This is a genomic window from Agrobacterium sp. MS2, assembly GCF_003261015.1.
GTDB lineage: Bacteria > Pseudomonadota > Alphaproteobacteria > Rhizobiales > Rhizobiaceae > Agrobacterium > Agrobacterium pusense.
Genome location: NZ_QLNF01000013.1, coordinates 108,404 through 124,967, shown reverse-complemented (window position 1 = coordinate 124,967; position 16,564 = coordinate 108,404). Strand labels below are relative to the sequence as shown.

The window sequence follows — 16,564 nt, the reverse complement described above, 5'->3', positions numbered from 1 at the left end:
GCAGGTTCAAATCCTGCCCCCGCAACCAAAATTACGAAGAAAGCCAACACGAAAGCCCTCTCCCAAAAGAGGGCTTTCTTGCGTTTTGGGCATAGCTCTACGACAGCACAAATCCGCCCCCGAGCACGCGCGCAAGTGGATGCACCCAAACACAGTCGAACACTCCGAAAACAACCCGGCTTCACAAAGTCCCGGATGCGACCCTGGCCCGAAGCCGTGCTTGCCTGTGCCGATCACGTCTACGGCTGTTGCCAATGAGGATAGGTCACATAAGCAGTCAACGCTCCTTCTTCGTGAGAGCGGATCGTAACCCTGTCGCCTTTCTGCATGGCGATGATCTCTCCCGGACCTGCCATCACCGTCTTGTGGCTATCGGAAACGGTAATACTTCCTTCCAGGATGACCATCGTGTCGTGTACGGCCATTGTTTCTTCGAGAATCTGGTTTGGTCCATAACGCCCGAATCCGATAGTGACCGGCCCGCCATGACGCTGATCGAGGAGGTTGGCGGTGAAAATGTCACCGTCTTGTCCTGGCGAGCGTTCAAATGCTGCATCAGCAATGGCGAATTTATGAATGACCATACATTGTCTCCTTAAAGGTTTTGCCGTGCGTGGAGCCGGTTTGAACCGCAGCACGGGCTTGTGCACTCCGCCGAGAGGCTTCTTGTCTGGCGATAACGCCGAAAATCTTCATTCAGGATGGCAGCGTTGATCATCAACACGCCGAGGGAATAACCGGAATAGGTCTTCAGTGTTCCGTTTTACGATTATTGCTTGCGGAAGGCTTTGGCCTGCCGTCCCCGGAAGAGTTCAGCGCTGCAGGTCGGCGACGGGCGCCGTGCCAAACATGCTCTTATACTCCCGACTGAATTGCGAAGGGCTTGCGTAGCCCACGTCATACGCCACGCGGGAGACATTGGTGCTTCCGGAGGCGAGAAGCTTTCGGGCTTCCAGCAGGCGTATATGACGCTGGAAGGCCAGGGGACTAAATCCCCGTGACAGCCTTGAAGTGCCGGTGAAAAGAGGTGACGCTCATGCCGGACGAGGCCGCCAGCTCGGGAATGACAATCGGTTCGTTGTGATTGGTGGCAAGCCAGTCGGCCGCCGTCTTGAGTTGCTGGAACCGGTCGTTTCGCCGTCCAACCTGCCGAAGCGTATCGCCCATCGAGCTTTGCAGCAAACGATAATAGAGCTCGAACTCGTAGTGTGGCGCGAGCGCGCCGACGTCATCGGGCGTGGCCAGAAGTCCGACAAGGCGAACAAATGCATCGCCGACAGGTCCGTTCAGATTGTCTGATGCGACCGCACATGTCCAGCGATCCTTATGCTTGGGCATGTCGAGCACGACACGCGTGAGCATTCCGATATCGAGATGAAGGCTCATGCCGATGTAGGGAAGCTCTGGCGTCGCGTCAGTCAGCTGGTGGATATAGGGCAGGCCGAAGGACGATGTCGCGCAGTCGCCCGCCAGCAGTTCGAAGCGATTGGCGCCCATGGTCAAAACCTTCGTGCCCCGTAGAACGGCGTAGAACATCGGCTCGAACACCGCCGGTGTGGGTGGCGTGGTGCGTGTACTTGTCCATAGCGTCAGGCGCGGGACAGGGGTCGGGATGGCAACGGTTCCCCCCTGACGCTCAACAAAGGGAGCAACGTCCTTCAGCAGTTGGGTGATTGGTTTCACAGAGCCGGCCATCATCTCAGGCATGTAGTGATTTGGAAGGATCAGGCAAGTCTCTGGGAAGATCGGGCATGTAGCTTTCGCCGTGCCCGCCTATCTTCAGTCTTGACGAATTGAGCTGCCACGATCCCCGGTAATCAGGTGGAACATACCTCGAGACCGCGCATCGGGGCGACATGAGATTGAAAGGGTCCGGATTATGCAGGAACTGGCTGGAAAGAACGCTCTGGTAACGGGTGGTTCGCGTGGCATAGGTGCAGCAATTGCGCGCGCTCTTTCTGGGAAGGGAGCGAATGTAGCAATAACCTATGAGCGGTCAGCCGAGAGCGCCGCGCAACTCGTTCGGGCAATTCAGGCCGCGGGGGGCACGGCCGTCGCGATCCAGGCTGACAGCGCCGATCCGGCCGCAATACAACACGCCGTGGACGAGACGGTCCGGGCTCTGGGCGGCCTCGACATTCTCGTCAACAATGCCGCGATAGGACGATACAATAATATTGCCGATTTCGCAGTCGAGGATCTCGACGCGTTGCTGGCGGTTAACGTCCGCGGGCCTGTTCTGGCGTCGAAGGCAGCCATTCCACACCTCAAGGAAGGTGGCCGGATCATAAATATCGGCTCAGCGGGCGCGGATCGCATCGTCGGCGTCCCCGGTACGGTCTATTATATGACCAAGAGTGCGCTTCAGGCATTCAATCGCGGACTTGCGCGAGAATTGGGTGCTCGGGACATAACGGTCAATCTCGTTCAGCCGGGATCGACGAACACCGACTCGAATCCCGAGACGGGAGAATCAGCGGACTACCAGCGCAGCCTGAGCGCGCTTGGCCGCTTCAATCAGCCGGAAGATGTCGCGGCCGCCGTCGCTTTTCTCGCAACGCCTGCCGCCCGGCAGATCACAGGGACGATCCTTACCGTCGACGGCGGCGCGCTTGCTTGAAAGCGCACTGCAGCCGGTGCTTCGCTCGATGAAAATCGGACGGGGCACCGATCGGTAACCGATCTCTGTTGAAAAATCGGCGCAGTCTGTACATCCCCTTCGTTCTTGAACCGCGAAGCGAAAAAATAGCGTCGCATCATGCTCCCTGCCAGCCAAGGAAAAATACATGAAAGCCGCAGTTTACGACAACCCCGGTCCTCCTACAGTTTTGAGATATGCTGATGTGCCCGATCCGGTTTGCGGGCCGGATGATGTGCTTATTGCCGTCGAGGCGATTTCCATTGAAGGCGGCGATCTGATCAATCGCCGGTCGACACCACAGCAATCACCGTGGATTGTCGGCTATGCCGCTGCAGGGACCGTGATTTCCGTTGGTAAAAATGTCCGCGACCGGGCGGTCGGCGAAAGGGTGGCTGCATTCGATATGCAGGGGTCCCATGCGGAACTCTGGTCCGTCCCGGCCTCGCGCACATGGCTTGTGCCGGAGGGCGTGGGAATGGCACAGGCCGCGGCCCTGCCGATTTCGTTCGGCACGGCTCATCATTGTCTGATCACTAGAGGCGGCTTGCAAAAGGCAGAGACAGTTCTGATACAGGCTGCCGCAGGCGGCGTGGGTCTGGCTGCCGTCCAATTGGCGCGTGACGCCGGCGCGACCGTCATTGCTGTGGCGGGCGGTAGTGAAAGACAGGCACGCCTGCGCGGCCTCGGCGCATCACATGTCATCGATCGGCTGGAAAAGGATGTCGTTGAGGAGGTTCTCCGGCTGACCGGTGGCATGGGGGCTGACCTCGTCATCGATCCTGTCGGTTCGACTTTGCAAGCGTCCTTATCCGCTCTCGCGCCCGAGGGTCGCCTCGTGTTCGTCGGGAATGCAGGTGGCGGCAGCCTCCATGCCGACCTCTGGCCGCCGATGCAGAACAATCAAACGCTGCACGGTGTCTTCATGGGGCCGCTCTTCGAGAGGCCGGCGGTATACGGAACTGTCATCCAGCTTCTCAAGGCCGTGGCCGAGGGACGCATGGAGGTCGTGATCGACCGCGTGTTTCCGTTGAGCGACGCCTCGATGGCACATGAATATGCGGAGAGAGCCAAGCCGCTTGGCCGCGTCGTGATGACACCTTGAGGTTGCTGCCACCCATTCATGCGGTCAGGCGCTTGAGCCCTTCCCACTGCCGAAGCACTCGATCAGCATTTCGGTCAGCACCCGGACTTTTCTTGCGGGATGCTGACCCGGCGGCCGGACGACATATATCCCGGCCGGGGGTGGAGGATGACCTTTCATCACTTCCACCAGTTCGCCCGCAGCCAGATAATTTTTGACGAGGTCGTAAGGCAGCACGGCGACTCCCAATCCGGCCGCCGCGGCGACAGCAAGAGCAACTCCGTTATCGGCCTTGAACTGTCCCTGCGGACGAACGGTTATCACCCTGTCTCCGTCCATCACCTGCCAGGTTTCCGTGCCTTGCATGAGAGCCTGATGAGCCACAAGTTCTTCGGGTGTTTGCGGCGAGCCGTGGACCTTGATGTAATCCGGGCTGGCAACAAAAATTCCATAGAGCGGACCGACGCGTCTGGCGACGAGGCTTGAATCCGGAAGGTTCCCGACCCGGATCGCGCAATCATATCCTTCGGCGATCAGATCCACGAAACGATCAGTGTAGCAGGTCTGGATCTGAAGCTGGGGATAGCGGCGCGCCATTTGCGCAATCACGAGCGCGAAATGCGTTGGGCCGAAAGAGAGCGGCGCCGCAATCCGCAGACGCCCGCGAAGCTCACCAGCCGGAAGAATCGTCTCCCGCGCCATATCGATGTCGGCTGAAATCCTAGCGGCATAGTCCCGGAAGGTGGCGCCCGCCTCCGTCAGGGAAGCGCCGCGTGTGGACCTGGCCAGAAGCTGAACGCCAAGTTCAGCCTCAAGCCGCGCCAGCCGCCTGCTGACCATGGACTTGGAGATGCCGAGCCGCACTGCGGCCGAAGAGACACCTCCCGCATCTGCAACTTCGACAAATGTCCTGATGTCTTCGATATCCACTCTGCGTTCCCCATTCTGCAACACAGCTCAACGCTGACAAGGACTACCGCATCATAAACAGGAATGACAAGTTTCCTCCCGCGGCAACGCCCGAAGGGATGCAGGTCCCTTGCGCAAGCGCCTCGATAAACCGCCAACACAGGATGAACCCATGACCTTTCGTAACGGCCTTGATTCACTTCTCCGCCCCGAAGATTCCGTCCTCGTTCTGATTGATCATCAGCCCTATCAGCTCGCAAACCTGAACAGCCACGATCCGCAGGCTGTGGTCAATCTCACGACGGCGCTGGCGAAGCTGGCCAAAGCCTTCGATGTTCCGACTGTCCTCACCAGCGTAATTGCGGCACGCGGCGGACTTCTCTTCAAGCAGATCACCGACGTGTTTCCTGATCAGCAAGTCATCGATCGCACCTGGGTGAACACCTGGCAGGACGAGAATGTAGTGAACGTTGTCAAGGCGACCGGCCGCAAGCAGCTGATCATTGCCGGACTGTGGACCGAAGTCTGCGTTGCAATGCCCGTGATCCAGGCCGCTGGCGAAGGCTGGGACGTGACCGTGATTACCGACGCTTCCGGCGGGATTTCGAAGGAATCTCATGAAGTTGCCATCCAGCGCATGATCGCGGCCGGCGCAAATGTGATGACGGTAATGGCGCTTGCGGGTGAATGGCAACGCGATTGGGCCCGCACCGAGCATGTTGAGGAGCTGACCGAAATTCTCATCCAGCACTTCGGCGGCAGCGGCATCGCCTATCTCTGGGAGCAGCAGTTGCTCAACACGCCGGCGCCGTCCACGAAGGGCGGCCACTAAAATAGAGCGGGATGTTGGGGTGCCGGACGGAGAGCTGCGGAAGGCCCACCGTCGCAAGCTTCTTCATCCCAGCCCTGCATCCGCATTGCACGAGAAATCGTCCGTGGCGAGTTTCGTCATGAAGCTGTTACCGAAAGGGACGCTTACCCATGGTGTGGGGCCGCGGGCAGGAGCTTAAAAGTGCCCGTTGCATCACGGGTGGTGCAACGGGCGCTTATCCGACCTACAAGTGTTTTCAGGTCGGACGAGACGGAGGCTCGGTATCTGGCACGACCGACAAGGTGTGCTTGAGACATTTGAGTGCAAAGCAGGAGCGCGAATGGCGCACGCCCTCGATCTTGTAGAGCTTGCGGCGCAGAAATTGCTCGTAACCTGCGGTTCCCGCCACCGCGACCTTGATGAGATAATCATATTCGCCGGTGGTCAGATAAGCTTCCAGCACCTCTGGAAGAGCCGCCATGGCTTCGCCGAAACGTTCCAGAACCTCATCATCGTGACGCTCCAGCATGACCTCGATGATTACCGTCTCGGTCAAGCCTAGCTGCGCCTGATCGAGAATTGCCGTATAGCCGCGGATGACACCTTCCTCTTCCAGCCGCTTGACTCGCTGCCAGCAGGGGCTGGGTGAAAGTCCCACCTTCTCGGATAGTTCCGTATTGCTCAGCCTGCCGTTTTCCAGCAGGGCGCGGAGTATTTTGCGGTCGATCCTGTCGAGCGGCTTCGTCATGCCGGTCTCTCCCAAACATGCAGCAAAAAAATCTGCCGCCGATCCGTCGGCGTGCGAAAGAAGTGTTTTGGTTTCGATGCTTTGGCTGCGCCATTCGAAAGCACCTTCGGCTGGTTTTTCAGTACCGTACTGCATGGTACAGGCAGCAGGGAGGAGCGGGCATGGCACCGATATCGCAGCAGCATTTTCCAAGACCCAGGACGTTGATCCATCCCGGTATTTCCGCGCCTGTGCGCATCAACAGCCTGCGCTCGCCCTCGGCGCGCCATGTCCGGCTGTTCATCAAGCCGGGACGCAGCCTTTACGACGGCATCGTTCAGCCGCTTGCGGGGGAAGGCATTGAAAGCGCCTCCCTGACCATACTCGGAGGGCACTTCGATGGATTGTCCTATTGCGTTGCTCCGCCTGATCCATCCGGCAACGCCGTCATCGCTTATACGAAGCCCATCGACGCCGGTGCGGCGTGGCTCATCTTCGGCAACGCCACGCTCGGGCGCAGCATGAAGGGCGAGCCGATCGTGCATTGCCACGCCGCCATGCGAACCGCGGCGGGTTTGGTCAGGGGCGGTCATTTGCTGACAGAATCCTGCATTGTCGGCGAGGGTGGCATTTCCGCGCTTGTGACCTCGCTCGACAGTTTTCTGTTGCAACAGTCTTTCGATCCAGAAACGAATATTCCCCTTCTTCAACCGAAAAATCGCATGGAGCGCGCCGATGAACATGCATGATATTGTCGAATCCGGTTCCATGGGACGCGTGGCCTATGCCCGCATAGCCCCCAATGAAGATCTTGTGCTCGGCGTCGAGAAACTGTGCCTGGCCGAGGGCTTCCGCAATGCCTTCGTGCGCGGTGCGCTGGGCAGCCTGGTGGATGCGTGCCTCGGCACCCGCAGCGGCGATTTTCTGCAGATAAGCGGCCCCGCCGTTGAAATCGTTTCGATAGCCGGCGAAGTACGCGCCCAGCCTGATGGCTCGTTGCGCGCTGCGCTGACCGGCGTTGTGGCCGATACGGAGGGTGCGGTTTACGGCGGCCCCTTCATCGCAGGCGCCAACCCTGTCTGCATGACTTTCGAGGTGACGCTGGAGGAATGGCTGCCGACGGAAAAATCGCAAGCGGCGTGAACAAAATGGGACGAGCAGGGGCGCCGTGTCGCCAAACGTCCCTGCGCCGCTCAAGCTGCGGCCTCACGTTTCTCCGTCAGAAGAAGTTCGAAGGTGACGCAAACGGGGTTTTTGCCGCGCACCAACCGCCCGGCGCTGATGTGGCGGGTGAGGTCGACCATCGCAATATCCAGCACCGTGCGTTCACTGTCGGCGCTGATATGGCCCGCGCGGATAAGGATTTCACTGGCGTAGGCGGTAATGGTCGTTCCGTCATCGTAGTCCGCGCCAATAAGGCTTCCAATGCCATTGACATCGGCTTCCGGCAGGCCGAATTCCTTGCAGGCCGCTTCGAGGGCGAGGCAGATGTCGGTGTTAGGCCGGACAGTGCATAAAAGTGCCCTCAGTCCCGCATCCTGATGCCTACGCGGCCGGGGGATGGGCGTGAAAAGCGGAAAATTCGTTTCCTCATCCTGCCGAGCGTCGAGGATCGCTCCGTCAAGCGCCAGCGCCTCAAATTGTATTTCTTGGGCAAATTCGGCTTCGAAGGGAAGCAGATGTCCCATGGAGACGACGTCCTGAGCACTTTTCCACGAACCATGGCAGTGCAGAAACGGCTGGCCATCGCGACGTCCCATATGAAGGCCGGCATCGATGATCGTGCCCTCGGGCATGGAAAAGGTTTCGCTGTACCAGGCCGCATGGGAGGCATCGGGAGCGGCCGCGGGCATAACGTATTCCAGCCGCTTCATCGGCACGTTTTTCAGCCTGATGTAGCCACCTTCGAAACCCCGTTCCGCAAAGGCAGCGGCAATCGCTTCGTTGACGCACCTGCCGGCCCGGACGGTTAACGTGACAGGATGGACATGGCAGCCGATGGCGCGAAAGCGCTCGGGTGTCTCCGGCCCGGGGTGGACGATGCTGCGCGGAAGCGCTGCCTGTGCCATCGGCGTCATACCGCCAGCCCCGCGGTGATGAAGCCGCCATCCACGGCAAGAACCTGACCATTGACGTAGCTCGCATCATCCGACACCAGAAACGCCACGGCAGAGGCGATTTCATCGGTTCTGCCATAGCGGTGCATGGGAACACGGCTATGCCACTGATCGCGAACATTCTCGGTATGGACCGCCTGGGTCAGTGGTGTATCGACCGGGCCGGGTGCAATTGCATTGACGCGGATGCCCGATTGTCCGAGCTCGTTCGCCATCACCATCGTCAGGAGATTGACGCCGCCTTTCGAGGCACCATAGGCGCTGCGGCCCCGGTTGCCACACATGCCGGAAACTGAGCTGATGTTGACGATGGAGCCGGGAATCTCACGGTCCAGCCAGTAACGCGCCGCCGCGCGAGCCACCGCGAAGCTGCCGACGAGATTGACGTCGACGATGCGGCGAAATTCTTCGACGCTGGTCTCGACGGAAAGCTTGTCGATGCCGATGCCGGCGCTGTTGACGATGGCCACCAGCTCAACCGCCTGTTCAACGCCATTTACCGTCAACGCGGCGAACGCCTCCTCTATCGACGCTTCATCCGCCACGTTGCACACGATGCCACGCGAGGCGTCGATACCCAGCTTCTCGCAGGCCGCGTCCAGCGCTTCGCGCTTGAGATCCAGCAGCCAGGGTTGCCATCCGCGCGCCATCAGCAGCTGCGCGGTGGAAAAACCGATGCCGGATGCTCCGCCGGTGATCGCGACAGCCCCTTTTGTCCCTGCCGTCCGTTGTGTCATACCCTCTCCTCCCGGTTGAATGCCGCGCGCGTCAGCCCGTCCGCTTTTCCTCGAAAACCGGCATCTGGCCGCGCCTTTCCAGCTCTTCGCGGATCAGTTTCTTGGTGATCTTGCCATAGGCGGATTTTGGCATGGCACCCCAGAACACGACTGTTTTGGGCAGCTTGTAACGGGCCATCTTGCCTTCCAGATAGGCCTTGAGGTCGATGCCGGCGATGTCAGCGCCTTCTCTCGCCACGCAGACCGCCACGCCCACTTCGCCCCACACAGCATCTGGCACACCCAGAACCGCCGTCTCGCTGATATCGGGATGCATGAGAATTTTTTCTTCGATCTCGCGCGGATAGATGTTCGAGCCGCCGGAAATATACATGTCGGAGGCGCGCCCGGTGATGTAAACGAAGCCGTTTTCATCGCGGTGGCCGAGATCGCCGGTGCGGAACCAGCCGTTGCGGAAGGCTTTGGCATTGGCGTCGGGGTTGTTGTAATAACCGGCGAAGACGGCGGGACCGATCACGCAGATCTCGCCGGTTTCTCCCGCCTCCACCTCTTCGCCTGCGTCGTTCTGGATCTGCACTTCCATGCCTGTCCGGTCGAACCCGCAGGTGCCGACCCGCGCTTCCGGACCGTCTTCTGCGCTATGGAAGGAAGGGGGAAGCACCGTGATATTACCGGTGACTTCGCCGAGGCCGAAATATTGCACCAGCACCGGACCGAGCTTTGCCAATGCCCGTTTCTGGTCGGCGCGATACATCGGCGCGCCGGCATAGATGACATAGCGCAGCGAGGAATGATCGAAACGATCCACGGACGGGTCTTCGATCAACATTTTCAAAATGGTCGGCACGGTGAAGGCATTGGTGACACGCCATTTCTCGATCAGCGCCCAAACGGCGGGGACATCGAGTTTTTCCGATGCCGGCAGCACGGTCTTTGCCCCGTGCGCCACCTGCACCAGCTGGTGAATACCCGCGCCGTGCGAAAGCGGAGCGACAACGATGGATGCGTCGCCTGTTCCCGTGCCGGGCATCAGATCGCAGAGATGGTTGGTGATGACAAAGGCCATCTGCCCGTGGGTCAGCACCGCCGCCTTGGGGCGCCCGGTGGTGCCCGACGTGAAGAAGAACCAGCAGGGATCGTCGCGATCCACCGCCTCGCCCTTGACCTTCTGACCCAGATGACGGGCGACAATCGCATCATAATCCTCACCGAATTCCGTCTGACCGATGGCGATGGTGAAATCGATTGCTGCGGCTTCACGGCTTGCTTTCGCATGTTCGGGAAAAGCGCTGGCGCAGATCATGCCGCGTGCGCCGCTGGCCTTTGCCAGGTAGCCGACTTCATCTGGCGATTGGCGGTAATTGGTCGGCACCCACACCGCGCCCACCCGGAAGCAGGCGAACATCGATTCGAACATCTGGTTGTTGTTGGAAGACTGCACCAGAATACGGTCACCCTTGACGACACCGAATTCACTGACCAGCGCATGCGCCATGGCGTCGACGCGGGCTTCCATTTGCGCCCAGCTCCAGGTCTTTTCACCCCAGACGAAGCCGATATGATGCGGGTTGCGGCGCGCGGCCTGCGTCAGAAAATGCGAAAGGTTCATCACCCGCGTGGTTGATGGTGTGACACCGCCCGGAGGATGCTGCACGGGGCCAGGTGTCCTCATTTCACGCGCTCCATGATCGAAACATAGTTGGCAACCGCGGTGCCGCCCATGTTGAAAACGCCGGCAAGCGAGGCGCCGGGGATCTGCATGTCTCCAGCCTCGTCCATCAACTGCATCGCTGCCATTACATGCATGGAAACGCCGGTCGCTCCGACCGGGTGGCCTTTCGATTTCAGTCCCCCTGAAGGGTTGATTGGCAAACGGCCGGTCTTCAGCGCGGTGCCTTCGTGCACGACCCGGTGCCCTTCGCCTGGTTTTGCGAGCCCCATGGCCTCATATTCGATAAGTTCAGCTATGGTGAAGCAGTCGTGCGTTTCAACGAAGGAAAGGTCGTCGAGCGTAGCGCCCGCAAGTTCCAGCGAGCCCGCCCATGCGCGGCGGGCGCCCTCGAAGGCCAGCGGGTCGCGGCGGCTCAGCGCCAGAATGTCATTGATCTGTTTTCTGCCCCGAAAGCCGATCGCCCGGTGGAGGCTGGCTGCGGTTTCTTCGTCGGCCAAAACGATGGCCGCCGCGCCGTCGGAAATCAGCGAGCAGTCGGTACGGCGCAGCGGGCCTGCGACATACGGGTTCTTATCGGACACGGTGTTGCAGAATTCGAAGCCGAAATCCTTGCGCATATGGGCATAGGGATTGACCGCGCCGTTGGCGTGGTTCTTGGCGGCGATCATCGCAAGCTCCTCCGAGCGATCGCCATAACGCTGGAAATAGGCCTGGGCGATGCGACCGAACTGGCCGGCAAAACCGCCGGGGATATTGGCCTCTTCTGCGCGGTAGCAAGCAGAGAGCAGAATGTCGCCTACCTCGGCGGTGGGAAGCGCCGTCATTTTTTCGGCGCCCACGACGAGCGCAATGCGGCCCCGCCCCGCCTCGATGAAATCCATCGCGCTGTACAGGGCGGCCGATCCCGTCGCGCAGGCATTTTCGAAGCGCACGGCGGGCGTATAGGCCAGTCTTTCATCACCCATTGCCACCAGGGCGCCCTGAAAATCCTGTTTCGAGAAACCATTGTTCATCACACCGACAAAAATGCCGTCGATATCGCCAACGTCGATGCCCGCATGGTCTATGGCCGGCGCGACTACTGTCGCCATCAGCTGTTCGGTATTTTCAAGGGTCGATTTGCCGAAAGGCGAATGCGCCCAGCCGACGATCTGCGCTTTGCTCATTTGCTCGTTCTCCTTGCCTGTCGCTTCGGTTCGCCGTCGCCGCGCGTGCGTGCGCGGCTGGCCATCATTTCTGCGATGCGTGTTTCGATACGTGTCACCTCTTCGCGCAGCAGCGCCGCCAGTTCTGGCTGACGCTCCGGCCGCATGCGGCTATCGACGGCGGCGATGCTCAACGCTCCCGCCACCGCTCCATCCGGCGTGCGGATTGCGACACCGATACCCCATGAATTGGAAAGGATGAGGCCGGGATTGAGCGAGTAGCCGTTCGCCCGGGTCAATTCGACATCACGGCGTAGCCCGTCGAGCGTGATGCCGGGATAATTCGCGGCGATGAGGCCGCTATTGGCGGCAATGACGCTATCCACTTCGGCATCGGGCAGGGCGGCCAGCATGGCGAGAGATCCGGCGCCGATACCCAGCGGGTGCTCGAAACCGGCCTGGAGCGCATGGGTACGCACGGGCCAGGTGCCTTCCTCACGATAGAGGCAGAGCGAAAACGTATCGCGGCGTACCGAAAGGAAGCTCGAATCCTCGGTACGGCGGGAAATACGCGTCAGTCCGTCCTGGGCCATCTGCAACAATCCGAAACGGCGTGACGACAGGCTGCCCAGCACGTAGGCTTCCTCGCCGAGATAATATCGGCGTGTCTCCTCGTCCTGTTCCACGAGGCCTGCCCGGATCAACGCCAGCAGCAGGCGGCGGGCCGTTGGCTTGTTCAACCCGCTTTCGGCGACGATGCCGGAAAGCGACACACCGCGTTCGGCGTGCCGCCCCACCATGGACAGCAGCGCCAGCGCCCGGTCCACGGCACGTGCCCCTGTCAGATCGTTTTCCGCCGCAACCACCGTGGCCATATCAGGTAAACGCCCCCACTGCGCAACTTTGGCCGCCGTCGACCGGCAGGCAGATGCCCGTGATAAATTTTGCTTCATCGGATGCCAGAAAAACGGCGGCGCGGGCGATATCAAAGGCATCACCCATGCGCCCCACGGGCACCGCGGCATTACGCGCCGCCACCATTTCCTCGACGGAGGCGTACTGGCTGCTGATCTGCTTGTAGATCAGCGGCGTATCGATCATGCCCGGCAGAACGCAATTGGCGCGAATACCTTGCCGTGCGTATTGCATCGCCAGCGCCACGGTGGCCTGGTTGACCGCGGCCTTCATGGCGTAATAGGCGAAATAAGGATAGCCGGTCCAGCGGATCGAGGCGAGTGAGGAAATATTGACGATGGCACCGCCGCCCTGCCTCAGCATCACCGGCAGAACAGCCTTGGCGGTGCGATAGACAGAGCCGATGTTGAGATCGACGGAGGCGCGAAAGTGCTCCTCATCCAGCTCTACCGGCCCGCCCATATGCGTCACGCCGACATTATTATGGAGGATGTCGATGCCTTCAAAGGCATCGCAGGTTCGTGCAACTGCCGCTGATACGGATTCCAGCTTCGTGACATCGGCGGCAACGGCGATTGCCTCAAAACCTTCTTCGCGGATGATCTGCGCGGTTTCTTCAGCCGCGTCGGCGGAGAGGTCGACACAGGCTACGCGCGCGCCCTCACGGGCAAATTGCACGGCCGCAGCCTTGCCATTGCCAAAGCCCGGCCCCGATGATCCTGCGCCAAATACAAGCGCGCGTTTTCCCGTCAGGCGACCTGTCAAAACAGTCTCCATTAAAACAGCCAGAAGTGATCGGATCGGCCCCGCTTGCGGCGGGACCGATTATTTGCTGACCGGTCAGGTCAGGCTGGCGCCAACGGCCTTTTCGAGAATGGCCCAGGCTTCGTCGCCATATTTGCTTTTCCACTCGGAATAGAATCCGGCTTCCTTGAGGGCTGCACGGAAGAGCGATGCGTCAGTATCGTTGAAGGCCATGCCCTTGCTGATCAAGTCTTCCTTCACCGAGGCATTGAGCTTCGCCACATCGGCGCGTTCATCCTTGCCGGCCTGATTGAGGTTCTTGGCAACGATGGTGCGCAGGTCGTCTGGCAGCCGCTCCCACGCGCGCTTGTTGGCGAGGAACCAGAAACCATCCCACATGTGATTGGTAACCGAGCAGAACTTCTGCACTTCGAAGAGCTTCGCGGTGGAAATGATGGCCAGAGGGTTTTCCTGGCCGTCGACGACGCCGGTCTGCAACGCGGTGTAGACTTCCGCGAAGTTGATGGAAGCGGGAGCCGACTTGAAGGCCTTGAACATCGAGGTCCAGAGAGGGCTCACCGGCACGCGGATCTTGAAACTTTCGAGATCGGCAGGCGTGGTGATGGGTTTCGACGCGCTGGTGATCTGGCGGAAACCGTTGTCCCAGATCGTATCCATGGCGACGAGATTCTGTTTGGCAATTTCACCGCGTACATATTTGCCGAGATCGCCGTCCATGGCCGCCCATACGGAATCATAATCCGGGAAGGCAAAGCCGATGCCGCTGATGGACGCGTTTGGTACCAGCGTGGACAGGATCAGCGGCGAGAGCGTGAAGAATTCAACGCCGCCGGAACGCACCTGGCTCAGCATGTCGGTATCGGCCCCCAACTGGCTGCTGGGGAATATCTTGATATTGACCCGCCCGTCGGTTTCTTTCTCGATACGATCGGCCGCTTCCTTCGCGCGCACGTTCATGGGGTGCGCAGCCGGCAGGTTATTGGCATATTTGTAGCTGAATTCCGCGGCGCGTGCGCGCGATACGAACGCGGTGGCAAGAACGGCAGAACCGGCGCCCGCGAGCATGGTACGTCTGTTGATGATCATTGCTTTCTCCTCCCAAATAAAAGCATGTGTCGTTCGTCGGCATGGCGGGCGGACCCGCCACGGTGTCAGAGCAGAATTGTGGATAGACCCGGAATTCCGGCAATCAGCAGCAGGCCGATGACCATGGCTGCGAGATAGGGCCAGATGGCACCCATGGCTTCATCGGGCGAGACATTGCCGATCTTGCAGGCAATGTAGAAGCCGATGCCGATGGGCGGCGCCATCAGGCCGATATTCATGGCGACCACCACGACCATCGAATAATGGATGTCGTTGATGCCGAGCGTGCGGGCAATGGGGAACATGATCGGCGCGAGCAGAACGATTGCAGGCAGTCCTTCCAGCACGCAGCCGAGGATCATGAAGATCAGGATCGACACGATCATGTAGGTCATCCAGCCGCCCGGCAGGTCGGTTATCATCGCGGTCAATTCGAAGGCGAAACCGCTTTGCGTCAAACCCCAGGCCATGGCGGAGGCGCAGCCGAGGATCAGCAGGATCGCGCCCGAGAGCGCCGCTGTCTCCACCAGCATGGAGTAGAGTTTTTTCAGGCTGATCCCGCCATAAAGCACCGCGCCGATAATCATGGCATAGAGCACTGCAATGGTGGATACTTCGGTCGCCGTTGCCACACCGCCGCCCACAAGGCTGCGGATGAGGAAAGGCAGAACCAGAGCGGGGGCGGCAACCAGTGCCGCCTTGCCGACCAGCGGCCAAGGGGTGCGTCTGGCGCCATCCATGTTTTCGTTGCGTGCTTTCCACCGGGCCAATACCGCCAGCACCAGAAGCAGCACCATGGCGATCATGAAGCCGGAGGTAAACAGGCCGGCAATCGATACGCCCGCTGCCGAACCGAGGACGATGAGAACGATGGACGGCGGAACGGTATCGGCCATGGCGGCGCCGGTGGCCAGCAGTGCGATCATTTCCTTGGGCTTGTGGCCGCGTCGCTTCATTTCCGGAAACAGCGCAGGTGCGACCGTTGCCATATCTGAAACCTTGGAGCCGGAAATGCCCGAGACCAGAAACAGCGAACCGAGCAGAACATAGGACATGCCCGCGCGGATGTGGCCGAACATTGAGGACAGCAGTTCGACGATCGCCTTGCCCATGCCGGTTGCGTCAAGGACGCAGCCCAGCAGCACGAATACCGGCACCGACAGCAGAATGATGCCCGACATTCCTTCATCCATGCGCCCGACCATAACGATCATCGGAACCCAGGTGGTGAAAGTTAGATAGGACAATGTTCCAAGGCCGAAACAGAAGGCAATGGGCACGCCGAGCGCCAAAAACACCGCCACGAACAGGCCGAGGAAGATCGCCAGGTTAAAATTGCCAAAGGATTCCAGTGTGGGCGACGCCAGAAACAGCAGGCCGGCCGCCACCGCAACCGTGACGATAGCGGCGACGATGTCCCGCAGCCTTTCCCTCCGGAGGAGGTTGTTCATGACCAGGAGCAACATCAGGGAGGCGCCGAATGGCAGGGCTGCGGCGCGGAAAGTCATGGGAATGTTCAGCGCCGCCGATGTGACGACCCATTCCTCGATGGCGTATTCGATTGCGGGCTTGATGATAGCCGCAAGAAATGTCGCCACCAGCACCAGCGCCAAAGAATTGATGTAACCCAGAAAACGCTGCGGAAACATGTTGAGGAACAGCGTCAGGCGCAGGTGCTCGCTACGGTCGATGGCAATGGCCGCACCCAGCATGGCAAACCACAGGAAGCACAACGACGCCGTTTCATCGATCCAGACAATCGGCAGATGCAAGGCATAACGTGATGTCACGCCGAGCAGAAGCAGGCCGATCATCAGCGCCAAAAGAATGGCTGCCATGGCCTCGACCGGCCGCATGAACCAGGAGCCTGTTACCGGCTCCGTGTGCAGTAGCTCGCCGTCGAGCACAAAGACGTCGTCATTCGCGTTTGCGGTCATGGTCATTGGGGCCTCCTCTCC

General features: G+C 60.1%; 18 protein-coding genes. 5 read left to right on the top strand and 13 right to left on the bottom strand.

Features of this window, described 5'->3' with window-relative positions; genetic code table 11:
• Positions 1 to 239: 239 nt before the first annotated feature.
• From DOU54_RS08140 to DOU54_RS08135, 3 genes are all read right to left on the bottom strand, one after another.
• Positions 240 to 584 (bottom strand): EutQ-related cupin domain-containing protein, encoded by a 345-nt coding sequence (locus DOU54_RS08140; RefSeq protein ID WP_004443592.1) that lies wholly within the window; start codon positions 582 to 584, stop codon positions 240 to 242.
• Positions 585 to 812: 228 nt separating this feature from the next.
• Positions 813 to 956, bottom strand: coding sequence for a helix-turn-helix domain-containing protein (locus tag DOU54_RS27965; protein WP_286079875.1), 144 nt, complete (start codon positions 954 to 956; stop codon positions 813 to 815).
• A 31-nt stretch (positions 957 to 987) separates the two neighbouring features.
• Positions 988 to 1,683, bottom strand: coding sequence for an AraC family transcriptional regulator (locus DOU54_RS08135; protein ID WP_286079874.1), 696 nt, complete (start codon positions 1,681 to 1,683; stop codon positions 988 to 990).
• A gap of 196 nt (positions 1,684 to 1,879) precedes the next feature.
• On the opposite strand from DOU54_RS08135, the gene DOU54_RS08130 reads away from it, so the two are divergent.
• Both DOU54_RS08130 and DOU54_RS08125 read left to right on the top strand, forming a co-directional pair.
• On the top strand, positions 1,880 to 2,620 hold the full coding sequence (locus tag DOU54_RS08130; protein WP_077987219.1) for an SDR family NAD(P)-dependent oxidoreductase: 741 nt from the start codon (positions 1,880 to 1,882) through the stop codon (positions 2,618 to 2,620).
• Positions 2,621 to 2,786: 166 nt separating this feature from the next.
• Complete coding sequence (locus DOU54_RS08125) at positions 2,787 to 3,743, top strand: quinone oxidoreductase family protein (protein WP_113380812.1); 957 nt, start codon at positions 2,787 to 2,789, stop codon at positions 3,741 to 3,743.
• Between the two features lie 24 nt (positions 3,744 to 3,767).
• Here the strand turns inward: DOU54_RS08125 and DOU54_RS08120 are convergent, their stop codons facing one another.
• Positions 3,768 to 4,652: a LysR family transcriptional regulator gene (locus tag DOU54_RS08120; protein ID WP_004443585.1), complete on the bottom strand. Its 885-nt coding sequence runs from the start codon at positions 4,650 to 4,652 to the stop codon at positions 3,768 to 3,770.
• Between the two features lie 151 nt (positions 4,653 to 4,803).
• Here DOU54_RS08120 and DOU54_RS08115 point away from each other — a divergent pair, with 151 nt between their 5' ends.
• Entirely contained in the window at positions 4,804 to 5,463 is a 660-nt protein-coding gene (locus DOU54_RS08115) for a hydrolase (RefSeq protein ID WP_004443583.1), read from the top strand.
• A 235-nt stretch (positions 5,464 to 5,698) separates the two neighbouring features.
• Here DOU54_RS08115 and DOU54_RS08110 read toward each other — a convergent pair whose 3' ends face one another.
• Positions 5,699 to 6,190 (bottom strand): Lrp/AsnC family transcriptional regulator, encoded by a 492-nt coding sequence (locus DOU54_RS08110; protein WP_042936218.1) that lies wholly within the window; start codon positions 6,188 to 6,190, stop codon positions 5,699 to 5,701.
• Positions 6,191 to 6,351: 161 nt separating this feature from the next.
• Here DOU54_RS08110 and DOU54_RS08105 point away from each other — a divergent pair, with 161 nt between their 5' ends.
• Entirely contained in the window at positions 6,352 to 6,918 is a 567-nt protein-coding gene (locus tag DOU54_RS08105) for a PPC domain-containing DNA-binding protein (protein ID WP_004443577.1), read from the top strand.
• Positions 6,905 to 7,312 (top strand): PPC domain-containing DNA-binding protein, encoded by a 408-nt coding sequence (locus DOU54_RS08100; protein WP_004443574.1) that lies wholly within the window; start codon positions 6,905 to 6,907, stop codon positions 7,310 to 7,312. Before DOU54_RS08105 ends, DOU54_RS08100 begins: the two co-directional genes overlap by 14 nt.
• A gap of 50 nt (positions 7,313 to 7,362) precedes the next feature.
• On the opposite strand, the gene DOU54_RS08095 is transcribed toward DOU54_RS08100, so the two are convergent.
• From DOU54_RS08095 to DOU54_RS08060, 8 genes are all read right to left on the bottom strand, one after another.
• Positions 7,363 to 8,247: a PPC domain-containing DNA-binding protein gene (locus tag DOU54_RS08095; RefSeq protein WP_035210498.1), complete on the bottom strand. Its 885-nt coding sequence runs from the start codon at positions 8,245 to 8,247 to the stop codon at positions 7,363 to 7,365.
• Entirely contained in the window at positions 8,244 to 9,023 is a 780-nt protein-coding gene (locus DOU54_RS08090; protein ID WP_035210496.1) for an SDR family NAD(P)-dependent oxidoreductase, read from the bottom strand. Before DOU54_RS08090 ends, DOU54_RS08095 begins: the two co-directional genes overlap by 4 nt.
• A 31-nt stretch (positions 9,024 to 9,054) precedes the next feature.
• Positions 9,055 to 10,695, bottom strand: a complete 1,641-nt coding sequence (locus tag DOU54_RS08085) for an acyl-CoA synthetase (RefSeq protein ID WP_113731044.1) — start codon at positions 10,693 to 10,695, stop codon at positions 9,055 to 9,057.
• On the bottom strand, positions 10,692 to 11,861 hold the full coding sequence (locus DOU54_RS08080; protein WP_113380807.1) for an acetyl-CoA acetyltransferase: 1,170 nt from the start codon (positions 11,859 to 11,861) through the stop codon (positions 10,692 to 10,694). The genes DOU54_RS08085 and DOU54_RS08080 overlap by 4 nt, the downstream gene beginning before the upstream one ends.
• Positions 11,858 to 12,715: an IclR family transcriptional regulator gene (locus tag DOU54_RS08075; RefSeq protein ID WP_004443561.1), complete on the bottom strand. Its 858-nt coding sequence runs from the start codon at positions 12,713 to 12,715 to the stop codon at positions 11,858 to 11,860. The genes DOU54_RS08080 and DOU54_RS08075 overlap by 4 nt, the downstream gene beginning before the upstream one ends.
• 1 nt (position 12,716) lies before the next feature.
• Positions 12,717 to 13,520 carry an SDR family NAD(P)-dependent oxidoreductase gene (locus DOU54_RS08070; protein WP_162749538.1) on the bottom strand — a complete coding sequence of 268 codons (804 nt, stop codon included), beginning with the start codon at positions 13,518 to 13,520 and terminating at the stop codon, positions 12,717 to 12,719.
• A gap of 75 nt (positions 13,521 to 13,595) precedes the next feature.
• Positions 13,596 to 14,606 carry a TRAP transporter substrate-binding protein gene (locus DOU54_RS08065; RefSeq protein WP_004443559.1) on the bottom strand — a complete coding sequence of 337 codons (1,011 nt, stop codon included), beginning with the start codon at positions 14,604 to 14,606 and terminating at the stop codon, positions 13,596 to 13,598.
• Between the two features lie 65 nt (positions 14,607 to 14,671).
• On the bottom strand, positions 14,672 to 16,549 hold the full coding sequence (locus DOU54_RS08060; protein WP_077987226.1) for a TRAP transporter large permease: 1,878 nt from the start codon (positions 16,547 to 16,549) through the stop codon (positions 14,672 to 14,674).
• Positions 16,550 to 16,564: the final 15 nt, after the last annotated feature.

Bases quoted from the DNA above. Each gene is read 5' to 3' on its own strand.
- DOU54_RS08110 (WP_042936218.1), bottom strand. From the start codon at position 6,190: ATGACGAAGCCGCTCGACAGGATCGACCGCAAAATACTCCGCGCCCTG.
- DOU54_RS08065 (WP_004443559.1), bottom strand. From the start codon at position 14,606: ATGATCATCAACAGACGTACCATGCTCGCGGGCGCCGGTTCTGCCGTT.
- DOU54_RS08080 (WP_113380807.1), bottom strand. From the start codon at position 11,861: ATGAGCAAAGCGCAGATCGTCGGCTGGGCGCATTCGCCTTTCGGCAAA.
- DOU54_RS08095 (WP_035210498.1), bottom strand. From the start codon at position 8,247: ATGACGCCGATGGCACAGGCAGCGCTTCCGCGCAGCATCGTCCACCCC.
- DOU54_RS08140 (WP_004443592.1), bottom strand. From the start codon at position 584: ATGGTCATTCATAAATTCGCCATTGCTGATGCAGCATTTGAACGCTCG.
- DOU54_RS08090 (WP_035210496.1), bottom strand. From the start codon at position 9,023: ATGACACAACGGACGGCAGGGACAAAAGGGGCTGTCGCGATCACCGGC.
- DOU54_RS08085 (WP_113731044.1), bottom strand. From the start codon at position 10,695: ATGAGGACACCTGGCCCCGTGCAGCATCCTCCGGGCGGTGTCACACCA.
- DOU54_RS08075 (WP_004443561.1), bottom strand. From the start codon at position 12,715: ATGGCCACGGTGGTTGCGGCGGAAAACGATCTGACAGGGGCACGTGCC.
- DOU54_RS08060 (WP_077987226.1), bottom strand. From the start codon at position 16,549: ATGACCATGACCGCAAACGCGAATGACGACGTCTTTGTGCTCGACGGC.
- DOU54_RS08105 (WP_004443577.1), top strand. From the start codon at position 6,352: ATGGCACCGATATCGCAGCAGCATTTTCCAAGACCCAGGACGTTGATC.
- DOU54_RS08100 (WP_004443574.1), top strand. From the start codon at position 6,905: ATGAACATGCATGATATTGTCGAATCCGGTTCCATGGGACGCGTGGCC.
- DOU54_RS08115 (WP_004443583.1), top strand. From the start codon at position 4,804: ATGACCTTTCGTAACGGCCTTGATTCACTTCTCCGCCCCGAAGATTCC.
- DOU54_RS08130 (WP_077987219.1), top strand. From the start codon at position 1,880: ATGCAGGAACTGGCTGGAAAGAACGCTCTGGTAACGGGTGGTTCGCGT.
- DOU54_RS08125 (WP_113380812.1), top strand. From the start codon at position 2,787: ATGAAAGCCGCAGTTTACGACAACCCCGGTCCTCCTACAGTTTTGAGA.